This is a genomic window from Flavobacterium sp. ASV13 (genome assembly GCF_000745775.1).
GTDB lineage: Bacteria > Bacteroidota > Bacteroidia > Flavobacteriales > Flavobacteriaceae > Flavobacterium.
Genome location: NZ_JQJY01000002.1, coordinates 1 through 19,460 on the forward strand (window position 1 = coordinate 1; position 19,460 = coordinate 19,460).

The window sequence follows — 19,460 nt, forward strand, 5'->3', positions numbered from 1 at the left end:
GTATACGTCTCTCCAGAACAGATGCCCACTGTAGTGACAACATCTGCAGGTTTTGGTGTTACGGTAACATTTACAGCTGTTCTAGTACTTTCACAACTATTTGTAGTTTGACTTACATAATAAGTTCCATCGGTCAGTGTTTCAGTTCCTGAATATAATGTTCCGCCAGAATTGGCATTATACCATTTTAAATTATTTCCTGTTGCTACTAAATCATTTACTGTTTTTCCGTCAACTACGCAAAATGTTTGAGATGAAGCTGAAGGTGCCGAAGGGATCACATTTACTGTTACTGTCACAAGAGTAGAAGAAGCGCTATAACATCCAGAAGCGTTTGTTACCTGAACACTATAATTCCCTGAATTTGATACTGTAATAGCCTGTGTTGTTGCTCCATTAGACCATAAATATCCTATTCCGCTAGTTGAAGTCAAAACTACACTTCCACCTGTACAGAACGTTGTTGAACTTCCTGCAGAAATACTTGGTGTTGCTGGTGTAGGGTTTACCGTAACTGCAACTAAAATTCTGCTACTTTCACAATTATTAAGTGTTTGGCTTACATAATAATTTCCTGATGTTAATGTTTCCGTTCCGTTATAAAGCGTTCCTCCTGAACTTGCATTGTACCACTTTAAATTTGTTCCTGAAGTAACAGTTAAATCACTAACTTTTTTAGTATCACCAGCGCAAAATGATTGAGAATTAGCTGTTGGAGCTGCTGTATTGTTTACCGTAACCGCTACTGCTGTTCTTGTACTTTCGCAACCATTTAAAATTTGGCTAACATAATAAGTTCCTGAAAATAATACCTCGTTTCCAACATATGCTGTTCCACCCACACTGGCATTATACCATTTTTTACTCGCACCTGAGGTTAAAGTAACCGCCAAATCATTAACTGTTTTATTATCAATAGCACAAAATGTCTGAGCTGAAGCAGTTGGTGCTGAAGTGGTGTTTACAGTTACTACTACTGCAGTTCTTGTACTCTCACCACAAGCATTTGACTGGCTTACATAATAAGTTCTTGTTGTCAATAATTCAGTTCCTGTATAGGCAGTTCCAGCTGTTGCAGCATCATACCATTTTTTTGTCGACCCTGTTGTTAATGTAACTGCTAAGTCATTAACAGTTTTGGCTTCATTTACACAAAAGGTCTGAGATGAAGCAGTTGGCGCTCCTGGCACATTATTAATTGTCACAGCTACTAAAGTTCTTGCACTTTCTGCACAACTACCTGCCGTTTGACTTACATAATAATTCCTTGTAACTAATGTTTCAGTTCCTAAATATTGTGTTCCTCCTGTGGATTGATTATACCATTTTAAGTTACTTCCTGAAACAATTAAATCGCTAATTTTTTTATTTTCAGCAGCACAAAATGTCTGAGCTGAAGCAACTGGTGCAGAAGAAGAACTTATTGTTACTTGCACAGAGCTTCTATCACTTTCACATCCATTTACACTAGTTTGACTCACATAATAGGTGCCTGCACTTAGAGTTGTATTTGCATTATATTGTGTTCCTCCTGTGGATTGATTATACCATTTTAAATTGCTTCCACTCGCTACCAAATCACTCACTTTTTTATTTTCAGAAGCACAAAACGATTGATTAGCGACCACAGTTGGAGATGCTGGCTTAACAGTCACTGCTATTGCATTAGAACTATCACTAATACATCCCGAACTATTAATTATTTTTAAAGAATAAGTTCCATCATTTGTAATTGTAATACTTCTTGTATTCTCTCCTGTTGACCATAAGTAAGTACTTCCAGTCCCTCCAAGTGTGTTTGCAGAACTAGTCGATCTCAAAACTATATTTCCTGAAGTCCCACAAGTCGCTTGGCCTGAATTTACATTAATTGTTGGAGTGGTTGGTTTAGGGTTTTGATTCACCACAACAGGTTTTACAAACACACATCCTTCAGACGAAACTGCCTTTATATAATAAGTTCCAGCACTTGCTGTAGTTGGTGTTGAATATGATGTTGTTGCCAATGAATCTGTCCAATACGAAAGAGTTAAATTCGTACTACTTCCAGCCGTAATAGCTGAAGCTGTCAAATCAACTGTAGACGGTGAACAAACTGCTGCAAGATTTGTGACAATAAGATTTGACACCTTTGGATTTACTGCAGCACTCGCCGAATTATTTGCCGAATTTATATCTATTGAAGCTGGCAATGATGCCGTATTTGTATAATTACCAGTTGCTTTTACAGTCGCCGTAATTTTTAATGTAACCGATGTCTGAGCATCAACATCACCAATACTCCAAGTACCCGTTGAAGAATCATAAATACCTACAGAAGGAGTTGAACTTACATAAGTATATCCTGAAGGAAGCAAATCGTTTACTGAAACTCCAGAAACATTATTCCCTCCTAAATTACTCACTTTGACAGTAAATTCTACATTGGTTCCTATACATGGCGTTGCATTATCAACTGTCTTTGTAATTCCTAAATCGGTACATAAAGTAACCGTAACTGGCTTTGATTGAGTTTGAGCACCACAAGCCAAAGTTGATGATACTGAATAATTACCCGTTTTAGTAGCTGTATAAGTTGATGAATTAGCACCACTGATAGCCGTTCCATTAAAATACCATTGGTACGGAGCAAAATTTGGTGGAGTTGTAAGTTCTGCTGTATTGTTAGTACATCCACCACCTGAAATATACGTTAAAGTTGGTTCATCAGGCTGAGCGGCAAAATTAGAGAAAAAACCTGCCATAGAAAATCCTCCTGCCTGCTGCACGATCGAAACAGTGAGTTTGGCGTCACTGGCAATAGAAAGAACATCTGGACTTCCTATTTGTACACTATTAAAATTAATCAAATACCATCCTGTTGTACCTATTTGGTAACGAGCACCAATACCAGATATATTTGCAATATTATTACCATTGACAGTTACAATTTCTGTAGCGCTTCTTAAAAGAATATACCCAAAGTAATCTAGTGTTCCCTCCTGGTAATTTTTAAATTTTGCAGTTTCTATAAAATTAGACCCCCCACATTCAGAGACTGGTGCAATTGTTGAAATATCAACCTCGCAAGATTGTGCTGTACCTGAATAAACTGCAACTCTCTTATCTGCAAACACACGTGATGATGTGAAACTTGTAACAGAATTACCATTATTAGGAACACCATTTTTAAAAGTATAAAACTTACCTGCTTGTGGTAAATTTACATTAATAGTAGATACTAATGCTCCTGTAGTTGAATATCCATTTATTGTTAAATTTGTATCATCTTTTGTAGCAACAACTGTAGTTTGTTCCGCTGTATCATTCCCCGTTCCTCTTACAAGAAAATATTCAGTTCCTAAAACTGCTTCGGGAGGTACTTGGTTGTATGCTCCATCTCCACATCCATCTGGCATATCTATTCCAGCAGCTGTGTTCATTACAGCAGGATTTGAAGTTTCTACGAGAGTTCCTATTGGCGCCTTAAACAAATAACTTTGTCCAGCATTTAACGTTGCTGTGATAGTATTATCTATTTTCACAGTCGTGTTGTCTACCGTAGCCATAACACTGTAAATAGGACGCTGATCTCCCAAACTTCCGAAATTCCCTAAAGAACCATCTCTATAATAACCTACTCTAAAACGAATACCTAAACCGGCATCACCAAAACTAGTTAATGCTGCATTTCCTTTAATATTAGCATCGGCATTTTCTCCTCTTATATAATCATCTGAGGCAACATTCCTTAAGTTCACAGCAGTAGGACCAGTACTTGTAATAATTAGACCTGCACCATTTAGAACGGTATTTAAAGCATTCATCGGAAGAGTAGATGCATTAAGTTTAAACCTATAAACAGCAGGAGCTCCTTTTGTTGCTTTCAAAGTAGCTTCAAAAGTACCGTCGCTTTTGGTTAAAGTTATAGTTACTTCGGTAAGCGAATTGGTAGAAATTACAATTTCGTTTGCCTTGCTAAAATACTGCCAAGGTGCTGGTGCTATATAATGTTTTGTATAGAACTGAGCCGAAGCACTGAAACTAATCAGGAATAAAAATGCAATAAAAAGGTTTAGTCTAGAAAATCTAGACTGATTAGAAGTAGAGTTACGCATACGCAAGTAAGATTTGAGAAGTGCAAATATTGCAAGCTGAAAAAACTACCACAGTTTTCAGCATATAGGACAAATACGAAAAAATATAGGGATTGGATTTTGAAAAGAAAATAAAATCTTCCTTAAGATTTTTATCAAAATCAAAATTCATTTGAACCTTTTTTAGTTCAAGACATAAAAATTGTGTCATAGGTTATTTGGGTAGTTTTGGTGTCGCGAAAATATATAAACACCTAGTAATTAGCTACATTAGTCGACAAACTACCTATAAAAACGTTGAATAACACCTTTTTTCGACAAAAATCAATTTCAAAAAATATCAAAACTGCTTATTTCGCAACAAAATAGAAGAATTTTCTTAAATTGTTGCAAATAAATCATTAATATCAATCATTTAAAAGAAAAACATTAAAAAATCTTACAAAACAAGCAACATTAGAATATCATATAAGTTCTTAACATTTGTTTGTTCTTTTTCGAAGGTCCAAATTGCAAAAATTTAATTTTTCTAAATCTATTTTCTCAATAGAACATTTTTCTTTAAAACTATTTTTATCTAACAAAGAAAGCAGTGTCAATTTTTAGATTTATTTTATTTTTAAATCTGTTTTTAAAATAAAATATTTGATTATCAGTATTTTAAAATAGTTAAACAAATAATATTATAAGTCAAAACATTTTCTACATAATTTTAAATTCCATTTTATCTGTAGAAAACTAATTCAATCTTAGATATATTAATACAAGACAAAGCTTACAATTATTCTAATGCTAATAATAACTGAAAAATTAGATTTAAAAATATACAATGAAACAAATCATGAACTAATGTGTCATTAGTCGATAATTATTATCGACAAACTACATTAAGCGTATTTTATTTCTTACAGCTACAAAAAGACACACGTATCAAACTAAAACATAGCGTCTTACAAAAAATGTGTCATCTACAGGTGGAAATTTATAAATGAAAAAGAAGTATAATTAGAGCAAATTTTAATCTTAATACAGATTTCATTTTATTCTAAAAAAGAGATATTTCTTTTTAACCCTTCAAACTTTGTTCTTTTAATGGGAGAATTTTTAAAAACGGCACGAAAAGTTTCTTCTGTAATTTCAGTCCAATCTTTTTTAGAGAAAGAAAGCAAATCAGGATTAGGGTTAAATAAAGGTTCTGAATGAGGTTTTGAAAAACGATTCCATGGACAAACATCTTGGCACGTATCACAACCAAACATCCATTCGTCGAATTTCCCCTTCATTTCATACGGAAGATTTTCTTTTAATTCAATTGTATAATAAGATATACATTTACTACCATCAACAATATATGGCGCTACAATTGCCTGAGTAGGACAGGCATCAATGCAAGCAGTACAAGAACCGCAATGATCTGTTGTTTTGTAGTCGTATTCTAAATCAAGATCTAAAATAAGTTCTGCAATAAAATAAAAAGAGCCTACTTTTTGAGTTATTAAATTGCTGTTTTTCCCAATCCAACCTAAACCACTTTTTGCAGCCCAAGCTTTGTCCAAAACCGGAGCCGAATCTACAAAAGCGCGACCTGAAACTTCTCCAATATTTTCTTCAATAGAATAAAGTAGTTCTTTTAATTTTTCTTTTATAACAAAATGATAGTCCTGTCCATATGCATATTTTGAGATTTTAAAACTATCTTCATTTTGAGATTCCGATGGAAAATAATTAAGAAGAAGAGAAACAACGCTTTTAGCATCATCAACCAGTAAAGTTGGATCTAAACGTTTATCAAAATGATTTTCCATATAGGCCATTTGGCCGTTATGATTGTTATTTAACCACTTTTCAAGTCGAGGAGCCTCTTCTTCCAGAAATCCAGCTTTAGAAATTCCACAAGAGAGAAAACCAAGCCTTTTAGCTTCGTCTTTTATGAATTTTGAATATGTTTCTTTCGAATTTATGCTCATCTTTTAGAAAATGAAACTTCAATATTAACAGGTTTTAAAGTCACTAATGGATTAAATTCAACTTTATCTGTATTTGATTTTACAACATAACGTTTTACAATTTGTGAAATTGCCAGGCACATTTCATAAATCGCAAAACCGGCTCCAATACACATTCGTGGTCCTGCTCCAAAAGGGTAAAAGTATTGCATCGACTGCTTCTTTTGTTCTCCAAGAAATCGTTCAGGAATAAACTCATCTGGATTTTGCCAATATTTGGGATTTCGATGGAGTTCATAGAACGAAACTCCTATCAAAGTTCCTTTTTTTATTTTATATGAACCTACAATATCATCTTCCACATTTTGTCTATCTGTTATCCAAGCCGGAGGATATAATCGCATCGATTCACTCAAAACAGCGTTTATATAGGTCATTTTTTGAAGTTGTTCAATAACATTATCCGTCTGCGATTCAATTTCTGTAATTTCATCAAAGACCTTTTGCTGCACTTCAGGATATTTTCCCAAAAAGTGAAGTGTAAAAGTCAAGGCATTTGCTGTTGTTTCGTGTCCAGCAATAAATAATACTTTTATTTCGTCTATTAATTGTTGCATAGACATGCTTTCTCCGGTATCTTCATAACGAGTTTCCATTAGCATGTTAAGCAAATCATTAAAATCTTCATTGGAAACATTTCGTTCTTCAATGATTTCCTGTATAATTTTATTATTTTCTTGTGCTAATTTTAAATGCGTTTTGACTTGACCACTTAATGAAAACCATAAAGCTTTGTGAGGAAGTCTAATTTCTTTAACCAGAAATTTTTGAACTTCTTCTATAATAAATTTAATACGATGTAGTTTTTCTTCTGAAATAGAAAACTCAAATAAAGATTTTGCAACAACATTAAACGCAAGCTGGCTCATTGCTGGAAAAGCATTAACAATCTCGTTCTCTGTTAAATTATCAATTTCAGAACTAATTGTATTATTCATATTCTCAACCAGCATATTCATTTTCTGTTTATGAAATGCAGGCTGAATAAGCCTTCTTTGCTTCAACCAAAATTCACCATCGCTAGTTAAAAGCCCTTTTCCTAAATACTTAGAAAGATAAACCGATTGGAATTTTGACTTGTGATAATTCTTCTGATTTTTAACTAAAATATACTGAACAATTTCATTATCCCGAGACAAGATCAAATGCTTAGAAAAACCGATCTTCAAAGAAAATGAATCACCTAACTTGTCAAAATATCTTTTATGAAACGGTATAGGATTTCTTCTGACTCCTTCTGCGTCTAAAAAGAATCTTGCAATTGAAAGCTTATTCGGGTAATTATATTTTTTGCTATCAGACATTTTGAATAAAAGTTAAACAAACCGCCTTAATTATGGTGCTCATTTTTCCTTGTTAATAAAGTTTACTTATTGTGTTGCAGAATCCAATCTGTAATATCTTTTATATTCTGAATTTCAGTTTCAGGTGTATTCATTCCAACATCATGTCCCTTACCTTCTCTAATAATCAATTTTGTTTCTATACCTTTTCTTTTTAATTCATTATAAAGATTTTGCGATTGACTGACATCAACTACATTATCAGCGTTACCATGAATTAACAATGTTGGTATATTTGAAATATTGCTAAACGGACTTATCTTAGTTACTGCAACATTATTCCCACTCGGATTAATTTTGGCACCAGCTAATTTTTCAATAATATCCAAATGTCCACTATTTTTTCTAAGTTCCAATACCTCAGGAGAATCCAACTTCGAAGGCGCACACAAAGCAGTAATAGACTTCATATTTCTCTTAGTGTAACCATATAATAATGCCAAATGAGCACCTGCACTAATTCCAACAATATGATATCCTTTTTTAGCATAACCATATTTACCAGAAGTTTTCGAAACATACTTAATAGCAGCATCGATATCAGTCAACAAATCTTTAGCCGAAATAGTATCATTAATATAACGGTAATCTACATTAGCAACTACAAAACCTTTATTAGCAATATCTAGAGCATGTTTGTTTGTGTATTCAAGTCCACCCATCGACCAAGATCCTCCATGTAGAAGAATAACAACTGGCACATCCTTTAAATTTCCATTCGGAACATAAAGATCCAAAATTTGTTGAGATGATTTTCCATAAGAAAGATGCGGAAAATAATTTGTCTGACCAAAAGAGCTACAAAAAGCAAATAGCAAAAATAAAAAGTAATGCTTCATAAAATATTTTTAAAATAATCCTCCTTGAATATTTGTATTAACCTTTCCTAAATGTTTATAAGCTTTCTCTGTAACTTCACGACCACGAGGAGTACGCATAATAAACCCTTCCTGAATTAAAAACGGCTCATAAACTTCCTCTATTGTTTCACTACTTTCAGATACAGCAGTTGCCAAAGTAGAAAGTCCAACAGGGCCTCCTTTGAATTTATTGATAATGGTCAATAGAATTTTATTATCCATTTCGTCAAGACCATGCGCATCAACATTTAATGCTTTTAAGGCATACTTCGAAATTTCTATATCAATTCTTCCATTACCTTTTATTTGAGCAAAATCACGTACTCTTCTCAACAATGCATTTGCAATACGAGGAGTTCCGCGACTACGTCCAGCAATTTCAATTGCCGCTTCAAGATCAATAGGCATTTTTAAAATAGAAGCACTTCTTTCAACAATTGTAGTTAAAAGTTCAGTAGTATAATATTGTAAACGAGATGAAATCCCAAAACGAGCTCTCATTGGAGCCGTCAATAATCCTGAGCGAGTAGTTGCTCCAATTAAAGTAAAAGGATTTAAATTGATCTGAACTGTTCGCGCATTTGGACCAGATTCAATCATAATATCAATTTTAAAGTCTTCCATTGCCGAATATAAATATTCTTCAACAACAGGACTTAATCGATGAATTTCATCGATGAATAGAACATCGCGTTCATCCAAATTAGTCAATAATCCAGCTAAATCGCCTGGCTTGTCTAATACCGGTCCAGAAGTTATTTTAATTCCCACTTGAAGTTCATTGGCAAGTATGTTAGCCAATGTCGTTTTACCAAGTCCCGGAGGCCCATGAAAAAGCGCATGATCAAGTGCTTCTCCACGTTGATTAGCAGCAGCAACAAAAACTTTTAAATTTTCTAGAACTTGATCTTGTCCGGCAAAATCATCAAATGACAGCGGACGCAATCTTTTTTCAAGATCTAATTCTTCTGGGTTATATCCTTTTGTAGTAGGATCAAGATTTTCATTCATCCTACAAAGATAGAGAAAGTAATTAGTTTGTAAAATAGTAAAACTGAACGTTTAAAATTTTAACTAAACAAAAAAAGACTATCATTTCTGATAGTCTTTTTTGAAATATTTTAGTGGTGTAAAACTTCTTCACCTTCTTTCATTGGTACATTTTGCGGTACAAAATCTACATCATGATTTGGGTTACTATAGTCATACGGCCAACGATATACATGAGGAATTTCACCTGGCCAGTTACCGTGAATATGTTCTACTGGTGTAGTCCACTCTAATGTTGTTGATCTCCATGGATTCTGAACTGCTTTCTTACCGTAGAAAATACTACTAAAGAAATTGTATAAGAATACTAATTGGAAAGCACCTCCTACAAGAGCAAATGTTGTAATTAAAACATTCACATTTTGTAAATCATCAAATAATGGGAAGTTTGTATTTGTATAATAACGTCTTGGTAAACCAGCTAATCCAATAAAGTGCATTGGGAAGAAAACTCCATAAGCACAAACTGCAGTTACCCAGAAGTGAATATAACCTAAGTTTTTATTTAACATTCTTCCGTACATTTTAGGGAACCAGTGGTAAATACCAGCAAACATTCCGTAAAGTGCAGAGATACCCATTACTAAGTGAAAGTGAGCAATAACGAAGTAAGTATCGTGAACGTTAATATCTAAAGTACTATCTCCTAAAATGATTCCAGTTAAACCTCCAGTGATGAAAGTAGAAACCATTCCAATAGAGAATAACATTGCAGGGTTGAATTGTAAGTTACCTTTCCATAAAGTTGTAATCCAGTTAAATGCTTTTACAGCAGATGGAATTGCAATCAATAAAGTTGTAAAAGTAAATACAGATCCTAAGAAAGGATTCATACCAGAGATAAACATGTGGTGACCCCAAACAATAGTTGATAAGAATGCAATTGCAAGAACTGACATAATCATCGCTCTATATCCGAAGATTGGTTTACGAGAGTTCGTAGCCATAATTTCAGATACAAGACCCATAGCAGGCAAGATTACGATGTAAACCTCAGGGTGACCCAAGAACCAGAATAAGTGTTCGAACAATACTGGAGAACCACCTTGGTAATGTAAAACTTCACCAGCAATATAAATATCAGATAAGAAGAATGAAGTACCAAAACTTCTATCGAAAATTAACAATAAAGCTGCAGACAATAACACTGGAAATGAAATAACACCAATAATAGCTGTTACAAAAAATGTCCAGATTGTAAGAGGAAGTCTAGTCATAGACATCCCTTTAGTTCTTAAATTAATAACAGTTACAATGTAGTTTAATGATCCCATTAAAGAAGATGCAATAAAGATAGCCATTGAAACTAACCATAAAGTCATACCTGTTCCAGATCCAGGGATCGCTTGTGGTAAAGCACTTAATGGAGGGTAAATTGTCCAACCTGCAGAAGCTGGTCCAGCTTCAACAAATAAAGAACATAACATTACTACAGCAGACAAGAAGAACAACCAATATGAAATCATGTTCATAAATCCAGAAGCCATATCTCGTGCTCCAATTTGAAGTGGAATAAGTAAGTTACTAAAAGTTCCACTCAAACCAGCTGTCAGTACAAAGAATACCATGATGGTACCATGAATTGTAACTAAAGCCAGATAAATATCATTAGCCATTACACCATCAGGTGCAAATTTATCTCCTAATAAAACATTGAATATTTTAAAAGACTCTTCTGGCCACGCCAATTGCATTCTGAAAAGCAAAGACATTACAATACCAATAATCCCCATAATAATACCTGTAATCAAGTATTGCTTAGCAATCATTTTGTGATCAATACTAAATATATATTTAGTAATGAATGTGTCTTTATGATGATGTTCGTGCTCGTGATCGTGTCCGTGATCGTGACCGTGCGCTTCTGCTGACATATATGTGTACTTTAAATTTTCTTAATAATATTATTTAACCGCAACTTTAGCTACAGCTGCTTTTACAGTATCAATAACTGCTTTAACAGTATCAATTACTTTTGAAGTTGAATCTGCCGTCGGTGCAGTTGCTTCAGCTGCTTTTTCTTTTTCAGCAGCTGCCGCTGCTTTAATATCTTGAGCTAAAGTAGTTTTCTCACTTAACCATTTTTTATAATCTTCAGGAGTATCTACAACAACTTTCATTTGCATATTGTAATGAGAAGCTCCACAAATTTTATTACATAATAATAAATAATCAAATGTATAAGGATCTAAAGCTGTACCACCTTTAGCAACTAATTCAACACTTTTTTCTGCTCTAAGTTTATTGATGTTAGCCACTTTTTCTTTCATAAAGTCTAACTCTCTATATTCAGCAGTTGTGTAAGTAGGAACAAAAGCAAATTCAGTAACCATTCCAGGAACACAGTTCATTTGTGCTCTAAAATGAGGCATGTAAGCTGAGTGCAATACGTCTTGAGAACGCATTTTAAAATGCACTTTTTTCCCTTTTGGAATATGCAATTCAGTAACTACGATATCATCTTGAGCATTAGGATCAGACATATCAACACCTAATGTATTAATACCTTCAATTAAACGTACGTTAGCTTTTCCTAAAACATTATCATTACCAGCATACCTAGCTGTCCATTTAAACTGCTGAGCATATAATTCAATTTCAACTACATCTTCATCTTTATCAACAAACATAATATTGTTCCAAGCATACAATCCGTAAAGAATTAAACAAGCTAAAACTACAGATGGAATAATACTCCAGATCGCTTCAAGTTTATTGCTATCAGCAAAAAACAAAGCTTTTCTATCTTTATGTCCTCTATTTTTAAAAGAAAACCAATATAATAAACCTTGAGTAATAACTTGAACTGTGAAAATCAAAACCCAAGTAATATTCATTAAGTTATCTACTAAAAGTCCATGCTCAGAAGCAGGAGTATGAAGTGCTAAATTACCCCATTTCAGTAAACCGTAAATCGTAAATATATAAATGAAAGCTAAAAAGCCAAACATTATATATCCTTGAACATTATTATCATTATCTGATGCAACTTGCGAATCGTCCGAAGATGAACCTACCTGAGTAAGGTCAAATATCTTCGTCAATTGCCATAATGCAACTGCTAATAAAACTACAACTATAATTACCAACAAACTTGTCATCTGTTTACTTCTTTAAATATTAATAATGAAAATGTTTACTTTCTTCAATGAAAGGATTTCTTTTTGCTAACAAAGGAGCTTTAGTTAATGCAGTAAATACAACAAAAATAAATAAACCTAAGAAGAAAAGAATAGATGCAATTTCAGGAATACCAATAAACCATTTATCTCCAACTGTACCAGGCATAATCATATTAAAGAAATCAACATAGTGACCTAATAAAATAACAGTACCAGCCATTACAATTACCCAATTTAGACGTTTGAAATCTGTATTGATTAATATCAACAATGGAAAAACAAAGTTCATAACTACAGCACCAAAGAATGGCAAGTTATATAATTGGATTCTTGTTACAAAGTAAGTTACCTCTTCTGGAATGTTAGCATACCAGATTAACATGAATTGAGAAAACCATAAATAAGTCCAGAAAACACTGATACCAAACATAAATTTAGCTAAATCGTGAATATGGCTTGTATTTACATACTCTAAATATCCTTTAGATTTCAAATAAATTGTTACCAATGCAATACTTGTAATACCACTTACAAAGAAAGAAGCAAATACATACCATCCGAACAATGTACTGAACCAGTGTGGATCAAATGACATAATCCAATCCCAAGACATAATTGATTCTGACACGATAAAGAATACTAGAAATCCAGCAGAGATTTTGAAATTCTTTTTGTAGTAAAGATCATCATTAGCCTCATCTTGAGCTAAACAATTTTTTCTAGAATAAATTCTGTAAAGATTCCATCCTAATAAGAATACAAATGCTCTAGCTATCCAAAAAGGAAAATTCAAATAACCAGATTTTCCAGCAATAATTGCATCATAATTTGCACTACCTTTTTCTGTAACTCCTTCTCCAAGCCAAACAAAAATGTGGTTAAAATGCAATCCGCATAAAACTAAAATTATAAAGAAAATTATTGAACCAGCTGGTAAATAAGCTGTAATACCTTGCATTACTCTAAATAATACTGGAGACCAGCCTGCCTGAGCAACTTGTTGGATAGCATAAAATGCTAAAACCCCCATTGAAAGCAGTAAAAAGAAAATACAAGCTACATATAATGCAGACCAAGGCTTGTTTTGCAATTGGTGTAAAACATGCTCTAAATGTTTTTCGTGTTCATCAGCACCAGAAACTTCTGCATGCTTTGCACTTTTATGTTCTTCATGTGAAGCTTCAGCAGCTTCATGATGACCTGCCTCTTTATGTGAAGCCTCTGCAGACTCCTCATGTGCAGCTCCATGAGAACCATGAGCATCTGCTGCTAGTATTTTTTCAACTTCTTGAATATCTTTAGGTGCACTTAAAAAACCATACCCAATTCCTAATAGCCCTAGAACCATTAAGATGATAGAAAAAGTTTTTAATTTACTTGAAAATGTATACATATCTATTACGATCAGTTTGTTCAACAATTATAATTGGCTTTTTAGTTTTAGAACATAGTCAGCAACTAACCAACGTTCGTGGGCACTTAATTGATTTGCGTGTGAACCCATTGCATTTAAACCATAAGTTTCAACATGGAATACACTTCCTTCAGTGATAACCCTGTCTTTATAACTAGGTACCCCAAGAAATTTTTCTCTTTCAACCAATTTACCTTTACCGTTACCAGCCGCACCATGACAACTGATACAATAAATTTCGAAAAGCTCTTTTCCTTTTCCAGAATTTCTTTCTGCTTCAGTCAAAGGTGATTTTAAATTAGCTTTTGCTAATTCATAACCTGCAGTCGAATTTTCATACTCATAAGGCTCAAAACCTCTATTAATAGTTCCTTCAACAGGAAGCTGACCTTCTTTTCCTCCTTTAAATACTTTTGCTTCTGCGTAAGGCTCATAACCTACAGATTCATACATATTTGGGAAATACTGATAGTTTGGTGCCGAATTATTGTGGCAAGATGAAACTAAAATAGTTATACCAACTAAAAGTGTTATTTTATATATCCTTTTCATAGCTACAATTAATTCTTTTCAATTACTTTAACTTCAACAGCTCCTGTACCTTCGAAAAAAGAAACTAATTCAGCTTCATTATCGTTTACAGCAACTTCCATTAAAAAATGGTCATCTGTTGTTCTTACATCAGGATTTTCAGCTTGCTTAAATGGCCACAATCTACTTCTCATATAAAAAGTAATAACCATTAAGTGAGCAGCAAAAAATACAGTCATCTCAAACATAATTGGCACAAAAGATGGCATATTTTGAATGAAACTGAAACTTGGCTTACCACCAATATCTTGTGGCCAGTCATGAATCATAATATAACTCATCATTGTAGTGGCAACAGAAATACCAACACATCCATATAAGAAAGCACAAATTGCTAATCTTGTTGGCGCTAAGCCCATTGCTTTATCCAATCCGTGAACAGGAAATGGAGTAAAAACCTCTTCAATATGATGGTGAGCAGCTCTGGTTTTCTTTACTGCATCCATCAAAATATCATCGTCATTATAAATGGCGTATATTACTTTATTACTCATGATGTGAATCTTTACTATTTGCTCTTTCTCTAATGTAATTATCTCCTGTTCCTTTCAAAATTGTTTTTACCTCTGCCTGAGCAATTACAGGGAATGTTCTAGAGTATAATAAAAACAATACAAAGAAGAAACCAATTGTTCCAATGAAGATTCCAATATCAACAAATGTTGGTGAGAACATTGTCCAAGAAGATGGAAGGTAATCTCTATGTAAAGAAGTAACAATAATTACGAATCTTTCAAACCACATTCCGATGTTTACAACAATCGAAATAATAAATGAAAACATGATACTTGTTCTTAATTTTTTGAACCACATAAATTGTGGAGAGAAAACGTTACAAGTCATCATTGACCAATATGCCCACCAGTAAGGTCCAGTAGCTCTGTTTAAGAATGCATATTGCTCATACTCTACACCTGAATACCAAGCTACAAATAACTCAGTGATGTAAGCCACACCTACGATCGAACCAGTAATCATAATAATGATGTTCATTAATTCGATATGTTGTAATGTAATGTACGCTTCAAGGTTAGAAACTTTTCTCATAACGATCAACAATGTGTTTACCATCGCAAATCCTGAGAATACAGCTCCAGCAACGAAGTATGGAGGGAAGATAGTTGTATGCCATCCTGGAATTACAGAAGTAGCAAAGTCCATAGATACAATCGTGTGTACAGAAAGTACAAGAGGAGTAGCTAAACCAGCTAATACTAAAGATACTTCTTCAAAACGTTGCCAATCTTTAGCTCTACCGCTCCATCCGAAACTTAGGATAGAATAAACTCTTTTGTTAAAAGGAGTTATTGCTCTATCACGAAGCATTGCAAAGTCAGGCAATAAACCAGTCCACCAGAAAACTAATGAAACTGAAAGATAAGTTGAAATCGCAAATACGTCCCAAAGTAATGGTGAGTTAAAGTTTACCCATAAAGATCCAAATTGGTTTGGAATTGGTAATACCCAGTATGCTAACCATGGACGACCCATGTGAATAATTGGGAATAAACCTGCTTGAACTACCGAGAAAATAGTCATTGCTTCCGCAGAACGGTTAATAGCCATTCTCCAACGCTGACGGAAAAGTAATAGTACTGCAGAAATTAATGTTCCGGCGTGACCAATACCAACCCACCAAACGAAGTTCGTGATATCCCAAGCCCAACCAACTGTTTTATTTAATCCCCATGTTCCAATACCGGTAGATACGGTGTAAATGATACAACCTAACCCCCAAAGGAAGGCTGTTAATGCGATTGAAAATACAATCCACCATTGTTTATTTGCAGGCCCTTCAACAGGTGCTGCCACATCTACAGTTACATCGTGATAAGATTTATCACCAATAACTAAAGGTTTTCTAATGGGTGCTTCGTAGTGAGACGACATAATCCTTTATATTGTTTCTTAATTAATAATTTACTAAGTATTTCTAACTTTAACGTGGTAAACCACATTAGGTTTTGTTCCTACATGCTCTAATAAATGGTAAGATCTTTCGTCAGCAGCTAATTTAGCAACTTTACTTTCTTTATCATTTACATCACCAAATATCATCGCTCCAGAAGAACAAGCACTAGAACAAGCAGTTTGGAATTCACCATCTCTAACTGGGCGACCTTCGTTTTTAGCTTTCAATTTAGTAGCTTGTGTCATTTGAATACACATAGAACATTTTTCCATTACTCCACGAGAACGAACATTTACGTCTGGATTTAATACCATACGACCTAAATCATCATTCATGTGATAATCGAATTCACTATTTTTGTTATACAAGAACCAGTTAAAACGACGAACTTTATATGGACAGTTGTTTGCACAATAACGAGTACCAACACATCTGTTATATGCCATGTGGTTTTGACCTTCACGCCCGTGAGAAGTCGCAGCAACTGGACAAACTGTTTCACAAGGTGCGTGATTACAGTGCTGACACATTACTGGTTGGAATGCTACTTGTGGATTCTCTCCAGCTTTTTCCATTTCATTGAATGTAGACAATGAACTAGATAAACCAGCAATTCCTTCTTTTCTTTTGTTATCACCTTCAAAAGTGCTTTCAGAAGAATAATATCTGTCAATACGCAACCAGTGCATATCACGGCTTCTTCTAACTTCAGCTTTTCCAACTACAGGTACGTTGTTCTCTGCATGACATGCAATAACACACGCTCCACATCCAGTACAAGCATTTAAATCAATAGAAAGATTAAAATGATGACCAGTTGTACGATCAAATGATTCCCATAAGTCAACAGTTGTAGCTTCAACTTCCTGGTGATCTAAAGATACCATTGGTTTTTCATTCCAATGTTCAGCATCCTTAGAATTAAATATTTCTAGAGTAGTTTCCTTAATGATATCTCCTCTACCCATTAATGTTTTTTGTCCTTGAACACAAGCAAACTCATGAACACCATTAGCTTTAGCTAAAGTTATAGACTGAACATTATTAAAGTTTTTATATAAAGAGTATGCATTTAAACCTACTTGCATTTCTTCTTTTAAAGCCGCTTTACGACCATATCCAACTGCAAATCCAATTGTTCCAACAGCTTGTCCAGGCTGAACAATAACCGGAACATTTTCAATTTTCACACCATCAGCAGTTGTGATTGTAGCATAACTACCATTCAAACCTCCATTAGCAACAATCTCATTTGATAAATCGTACTTTTTAGCATCTGCGTTTGAGACAGTAATATAGTTATCCCAAGAAACTCTTGTGATTGGATCTGGAAACTCTTGCAACCAAGGATTGTTTGCATGTTGACCATCACCCATACCTGTTTTAGTATATAATACTAATTCAAGACCTCCTGCAGATTTTGATTTAGAAAGCGCACTTGCAGCACCAGCCGAATCAAAAGCTCCACCAGATAAAGCAGCTGAACCAGTTACTAAAACACCATCATGTAATACTTTATTCCAAGAAGAACCAGCAATTAAACTAGAAGAATTAGCTTTTAGATAATCGTAGAAAGTTCCACCAACACCATTTAAAGACAATAAAACGTCTTGAAATTGTTTTGTATTAAAGATTGGACGGATAGTTGGCTGAGTTAAGCTATAAGTTCCGCTTGTGATTTCAACATCTCCCCAAGACTCTAAATAGTGAGGAGCTGGAGCAGCAATTTTAACTATTGATGCAGTTTCATCTTCTTTCAATGAAAAAGCAACAGATTCTTTTACTTTTTTCAATCCAGATACAAAAGAAGCTGATTCAGCTAAAGTGTAAGCAGGATTAACACCACTCATAATTAAAGTATGAACACTTCCAGCATTCATATCTTTTAACAATTGAGCAACAACCGCATTAGAACCTTTTCTAATTTGTCTAGTACCAACAGTACTAAAAGCCTCACTTGCTAATTTTTGATTAATAGCCAAAACTAACAACTGAGCATTTTTATCTTCGATTCCAGATACTAAAACTCCTTTTGAACCAGCAGCGTTTAATTGCTGAGCCGCTTTTACAACTTCAGCTTTAAAAGCGCCATCCAAAGAAACAGGAATAGAAGCACCTACAATTATATTGTAAATTTGAACTAATGCTTGTTTTTGATCAGCAATAGTCATTGGAACACGCTTATCAGCAGCAGCTCCAGATAATGTCATATTTGATTCAAACTGAAAATGGCGAGACATTTTTCCGTTTTGTGGAATACGTCCTTTTGCATATCCAGAATCATATCCTCCACCTTGCCAGTCTCCCAAGAAATCAGCACCCACAGATACAATTAAAGAAGCTTTTGAAAAATCATAATCAACTAAAGCTCTTTGACCATAAACAGATTCAAATGCATCTAAAGCCTCAGATGAAGAAACTGCATCATAAACAACGTGTTTAGCGTTTGGATTTTTTGCAATAAATTCAGCAATTAATTTTTCTGAAGATGGACTTGCTAAAGTATTTGTTAACAATACTACTTGTCCACCTTTAGCTTTTGCTTCAGCTAAACTTGATTTGATTCTCAAATCAACAGCTGACCAAGTAGAATTTTTACCCTCTACTTTTGGCTCTTTTAAACGAGCACTATCATACAATCCTAAAATAGAAGCGTGAATTCTTGCGTTTGCTGCAAATTTTGCTCCTTCAATAGTATTGTTTTCAACTTTAATTGGACGACCCTCACGAGTTTTTACCAAAAGATTCGCAAAATCAAAACCATCAAAAACAGTAGTTGCATAATAATCTGCAACACCAGGAATGATTTGCTCTGGTTGTAAAACATAAGGGATAGACTTGTGCACAGGACCCTCACAAGCAGCAAGTGTAACAGCAGCTGTACTAAATCCTACGTACTTTAAAAAGTCACGACGTGAAGTTCCAGATGAAGCTAAAGCTTCAGCATTTCCTAAGAATTCATCAGTAGGAATTTCTTCAACAAATTCGTTATTTCTAAGCGCCTCAACAATAGAACCATTCTCTAGTTCTTCAACACTTTTCCAGTATTTTTTGTTTGATGACATTGTATATAAATATTAAAATCT

Annotated in this window: 11 protein-coding genes and 1 pseudogene; all 12 read right to left on the minus strand. The window is 34.1% G+C overall.

From position 1 onward, the window contains the following. Positions 1-4,097, minus strand: a pseudogene (locus GQ47_RS22785) (DUF11 domain-containing protein); the annotation flags it as partial. A gap of 1,019 nt (positions 4,098-5,116) precedes the next feature. Beyond that, positions 5,117-6,043, minus strand: a complete 927-nt coding sequence (gene queG, locus GQ47_RS03810; RefSeq protein WP_035645254.1) for a tRNA epoxyqueuosine(34) reductase QueG — start codon at positions 6,041-6,043, stop codon at positions 5,117-5,119. Beyond that, positions 6,040-7,386: a cytochrome P450 gene (locus tag GQ47_RS03815; protein WP_035645257.1), complete on the minus strand. Its 1,347-nt coding sequence runs from the start codon at positions 7,384-7,386 to the stop codon at positions 6,040-6,042. The genes queG and GQ47_RS03815 overlap by 4 nt, the downstream gene beginning before the upstream one ends. Positions 7,387-7,448: 62 nt before the next feature. Further along, positions 7,449-8,264, minus strand: coding sequence for a prolyl oligopeptidase family serine peptidase (locus tag GQ47_RS03820; protein ID WP_035645259.1), 816 nt, complete (start codon positions 8,262-8,264; stop codon positions 7,449-7,451). Positions 8,265-8,273: 9 nt separating this feature from the next. Continuing rightward, positions 8,274-9,296: a Holliday junction branch migration DNA helicase RuvB gene (gene ruvB, locus GQ47_RS03825; protein WP_035645260.1), complete on the minus strand. Its 1,023-nt coding sequence runs from the start codon at positions 9,294-9,296 to the stop codon at positions 8,274-8,276. A 110-nt stretch (positions 9,297-9,406) separates the two neighbouring features. Further along, positions 9,407-11,209 (minus strand): cytochrome c oxidase subunit I, encoded by a 1,803-nt coding sequence (locus tag GQ47_RS03830; protein ID WP_035645262.1) that lies wholly within the window; start codon positions 11,207-11,209, stop codon positions 9,407-9,409. A 30-nt stretch (positions 11,210-11,239) separates the two neighbouring features. Further along, positions 11,240-12,436: a cytochrome c oxidase subunit II gene (locus tag GQ47_RS03835; RefSeq protein ID WP_035645265.1), complete on the minus strand. Its 1,197-nt coding sequence runs from the start codon at positions 12,434-12,436 to the stop codon at positions 11,240-11,242. A gap of 19 nt (positions 12,437-12,455) precedes the next feature. After that, the gene (locus GQ47_RS03840; RefSeq protein WP_035645268.1) at positions 12,456-13,850 is read right to left on the minus strand and encodes a quinol:cytochrome C oxidoreductase; all 1,395 of its coding nucleotides are present in this window, start codon (positions 13,848-13,850) and stop codon (positions 12,456-12,458) included. A gap of 27 nt (positions 13,851-13,877) precedes the next feature. Further along, positions 13,878-14,423, minus strand: a complete 546-nt coding sequence (locus GQ47_RS03845) for a c-type cytochrome (RefSeq protein ID WP_035645270.1) — start codon at positions 14,421-14,423, stop codon at positions 13,878-13,880. An 8-nt stretch (positions 14,424-14,431) separates the two neighbouring features. Then, positions 14,432-14,956, minus strand: a complete 525-nt coding sequence (locus GQ47_RS03850; protein ID WP_025572651.1) for a DUF3341 domain-containing protein — start codon at positions 14,954-14,956, stop codon at positions 14,432-14,434. Further along, on the minus strand, positions 14,949-16,352 hold the full coding sequence (gene nrfD, locus GQ47_RS03855; protein ID WP_035645274.1) for an NrfD/PsrC family molybdoenzyme membrane anchor subunit: 1,404 nt from the start codon (positions 16,350-16,352) through the stop codon (positions 14,949-14,951). Before nrfD ends, GQ47_RS03850 begins: the two co-directional genes overlap by 8 nt. A 33-nt stretch (positions 16,353-16,385) precedes the next feature. Further along, positions 16,386-19,439 (minus strand): TAT-variant-translocated molybdopterin oxidoreductase, encoded by a 3,054-nt coding sequence (locus GQ47_RS03860; protein WP_035645276.1) that lies wholly within the window; start codon positions 19,437-19,439, stop codon positions 16,386-16,388. Positions 19,440-19,460: the final 21 nt, after the last annotated feature.

Coding starts and splice junctions, on each gene's coding strand:
- GQ47_RS03840 (WP_035645268.1), bottom strand. CDS start 13,850: ATGTATACATTTTCAAGTAAATTAAAAACTTTTTCTATCATCTTAATG.
- GQ47_RS03835 (WP_035645265.1), bottom strand. CDS start 12,436: ATGACAAGTTTGTTGGTAATTATAGTTGTAGTTTTATTAGCAGTTGCA.
- GQ47_RS03830 (WP_035645262.1), bottom strand. CDS start 11,209: ATGTCAGCAGAAGCGCACGGTCACGATCACGGACACGATCACGAGCAC.
- GQ47_RS03820 (WP_035645259.1), bottom strand. CDS start 8,264: ATGAAGCATTACTTTTTATTTTTGCTATTTGCTTTTTGTAGCTCTTTT.
- GQ47_RS03860 (WP_035645276.1), bottom strand. CDS start 19,439: ATGTCATCAAACAAAAAATACTGGAAAAGTGTTGAAGAACTAGAGAAT.
- ruvB (WP_035645260.1), bottom strand. CDS start 9,296: ATGAATGAAAATCTTGATCCTACTACAAAAGGATATAACCCAGAAGAA.
- GQ47_RS03845 (WP_035645270.1), bottom strand. CDS start 14,423: ATGAAAAGGATATATAAAATAACACTTTTAGTTGGTATAACTATTTTA.
- GQ47_RS03850 (WP_025572651.1), bottom strand. CDS start 14,956: ATGAGTAATAAAGTAATATACGCCATTTATAATGACGATGATATTTTG.
- queG (WP_035645254.1), bottom strand. CDS start 6,043: ATGAGCATAAATTCGAAAGAAACATATTCAAAATTCATAAAAGACGAA.
- nrfD (WP_035645274.1), bottom strand. CDS start 16,352: ATGTCGTCTCACTACGAAGCACCCATTAGAAAACCTTTAGTTATTGGT.
- GQ47_RS03815 (WP_035645257.1), bottom strand. CDS start 7,386: ATGTCTGATAGCAAAAAATATAATTACCCGAATAAGCTTTCAATTGCA.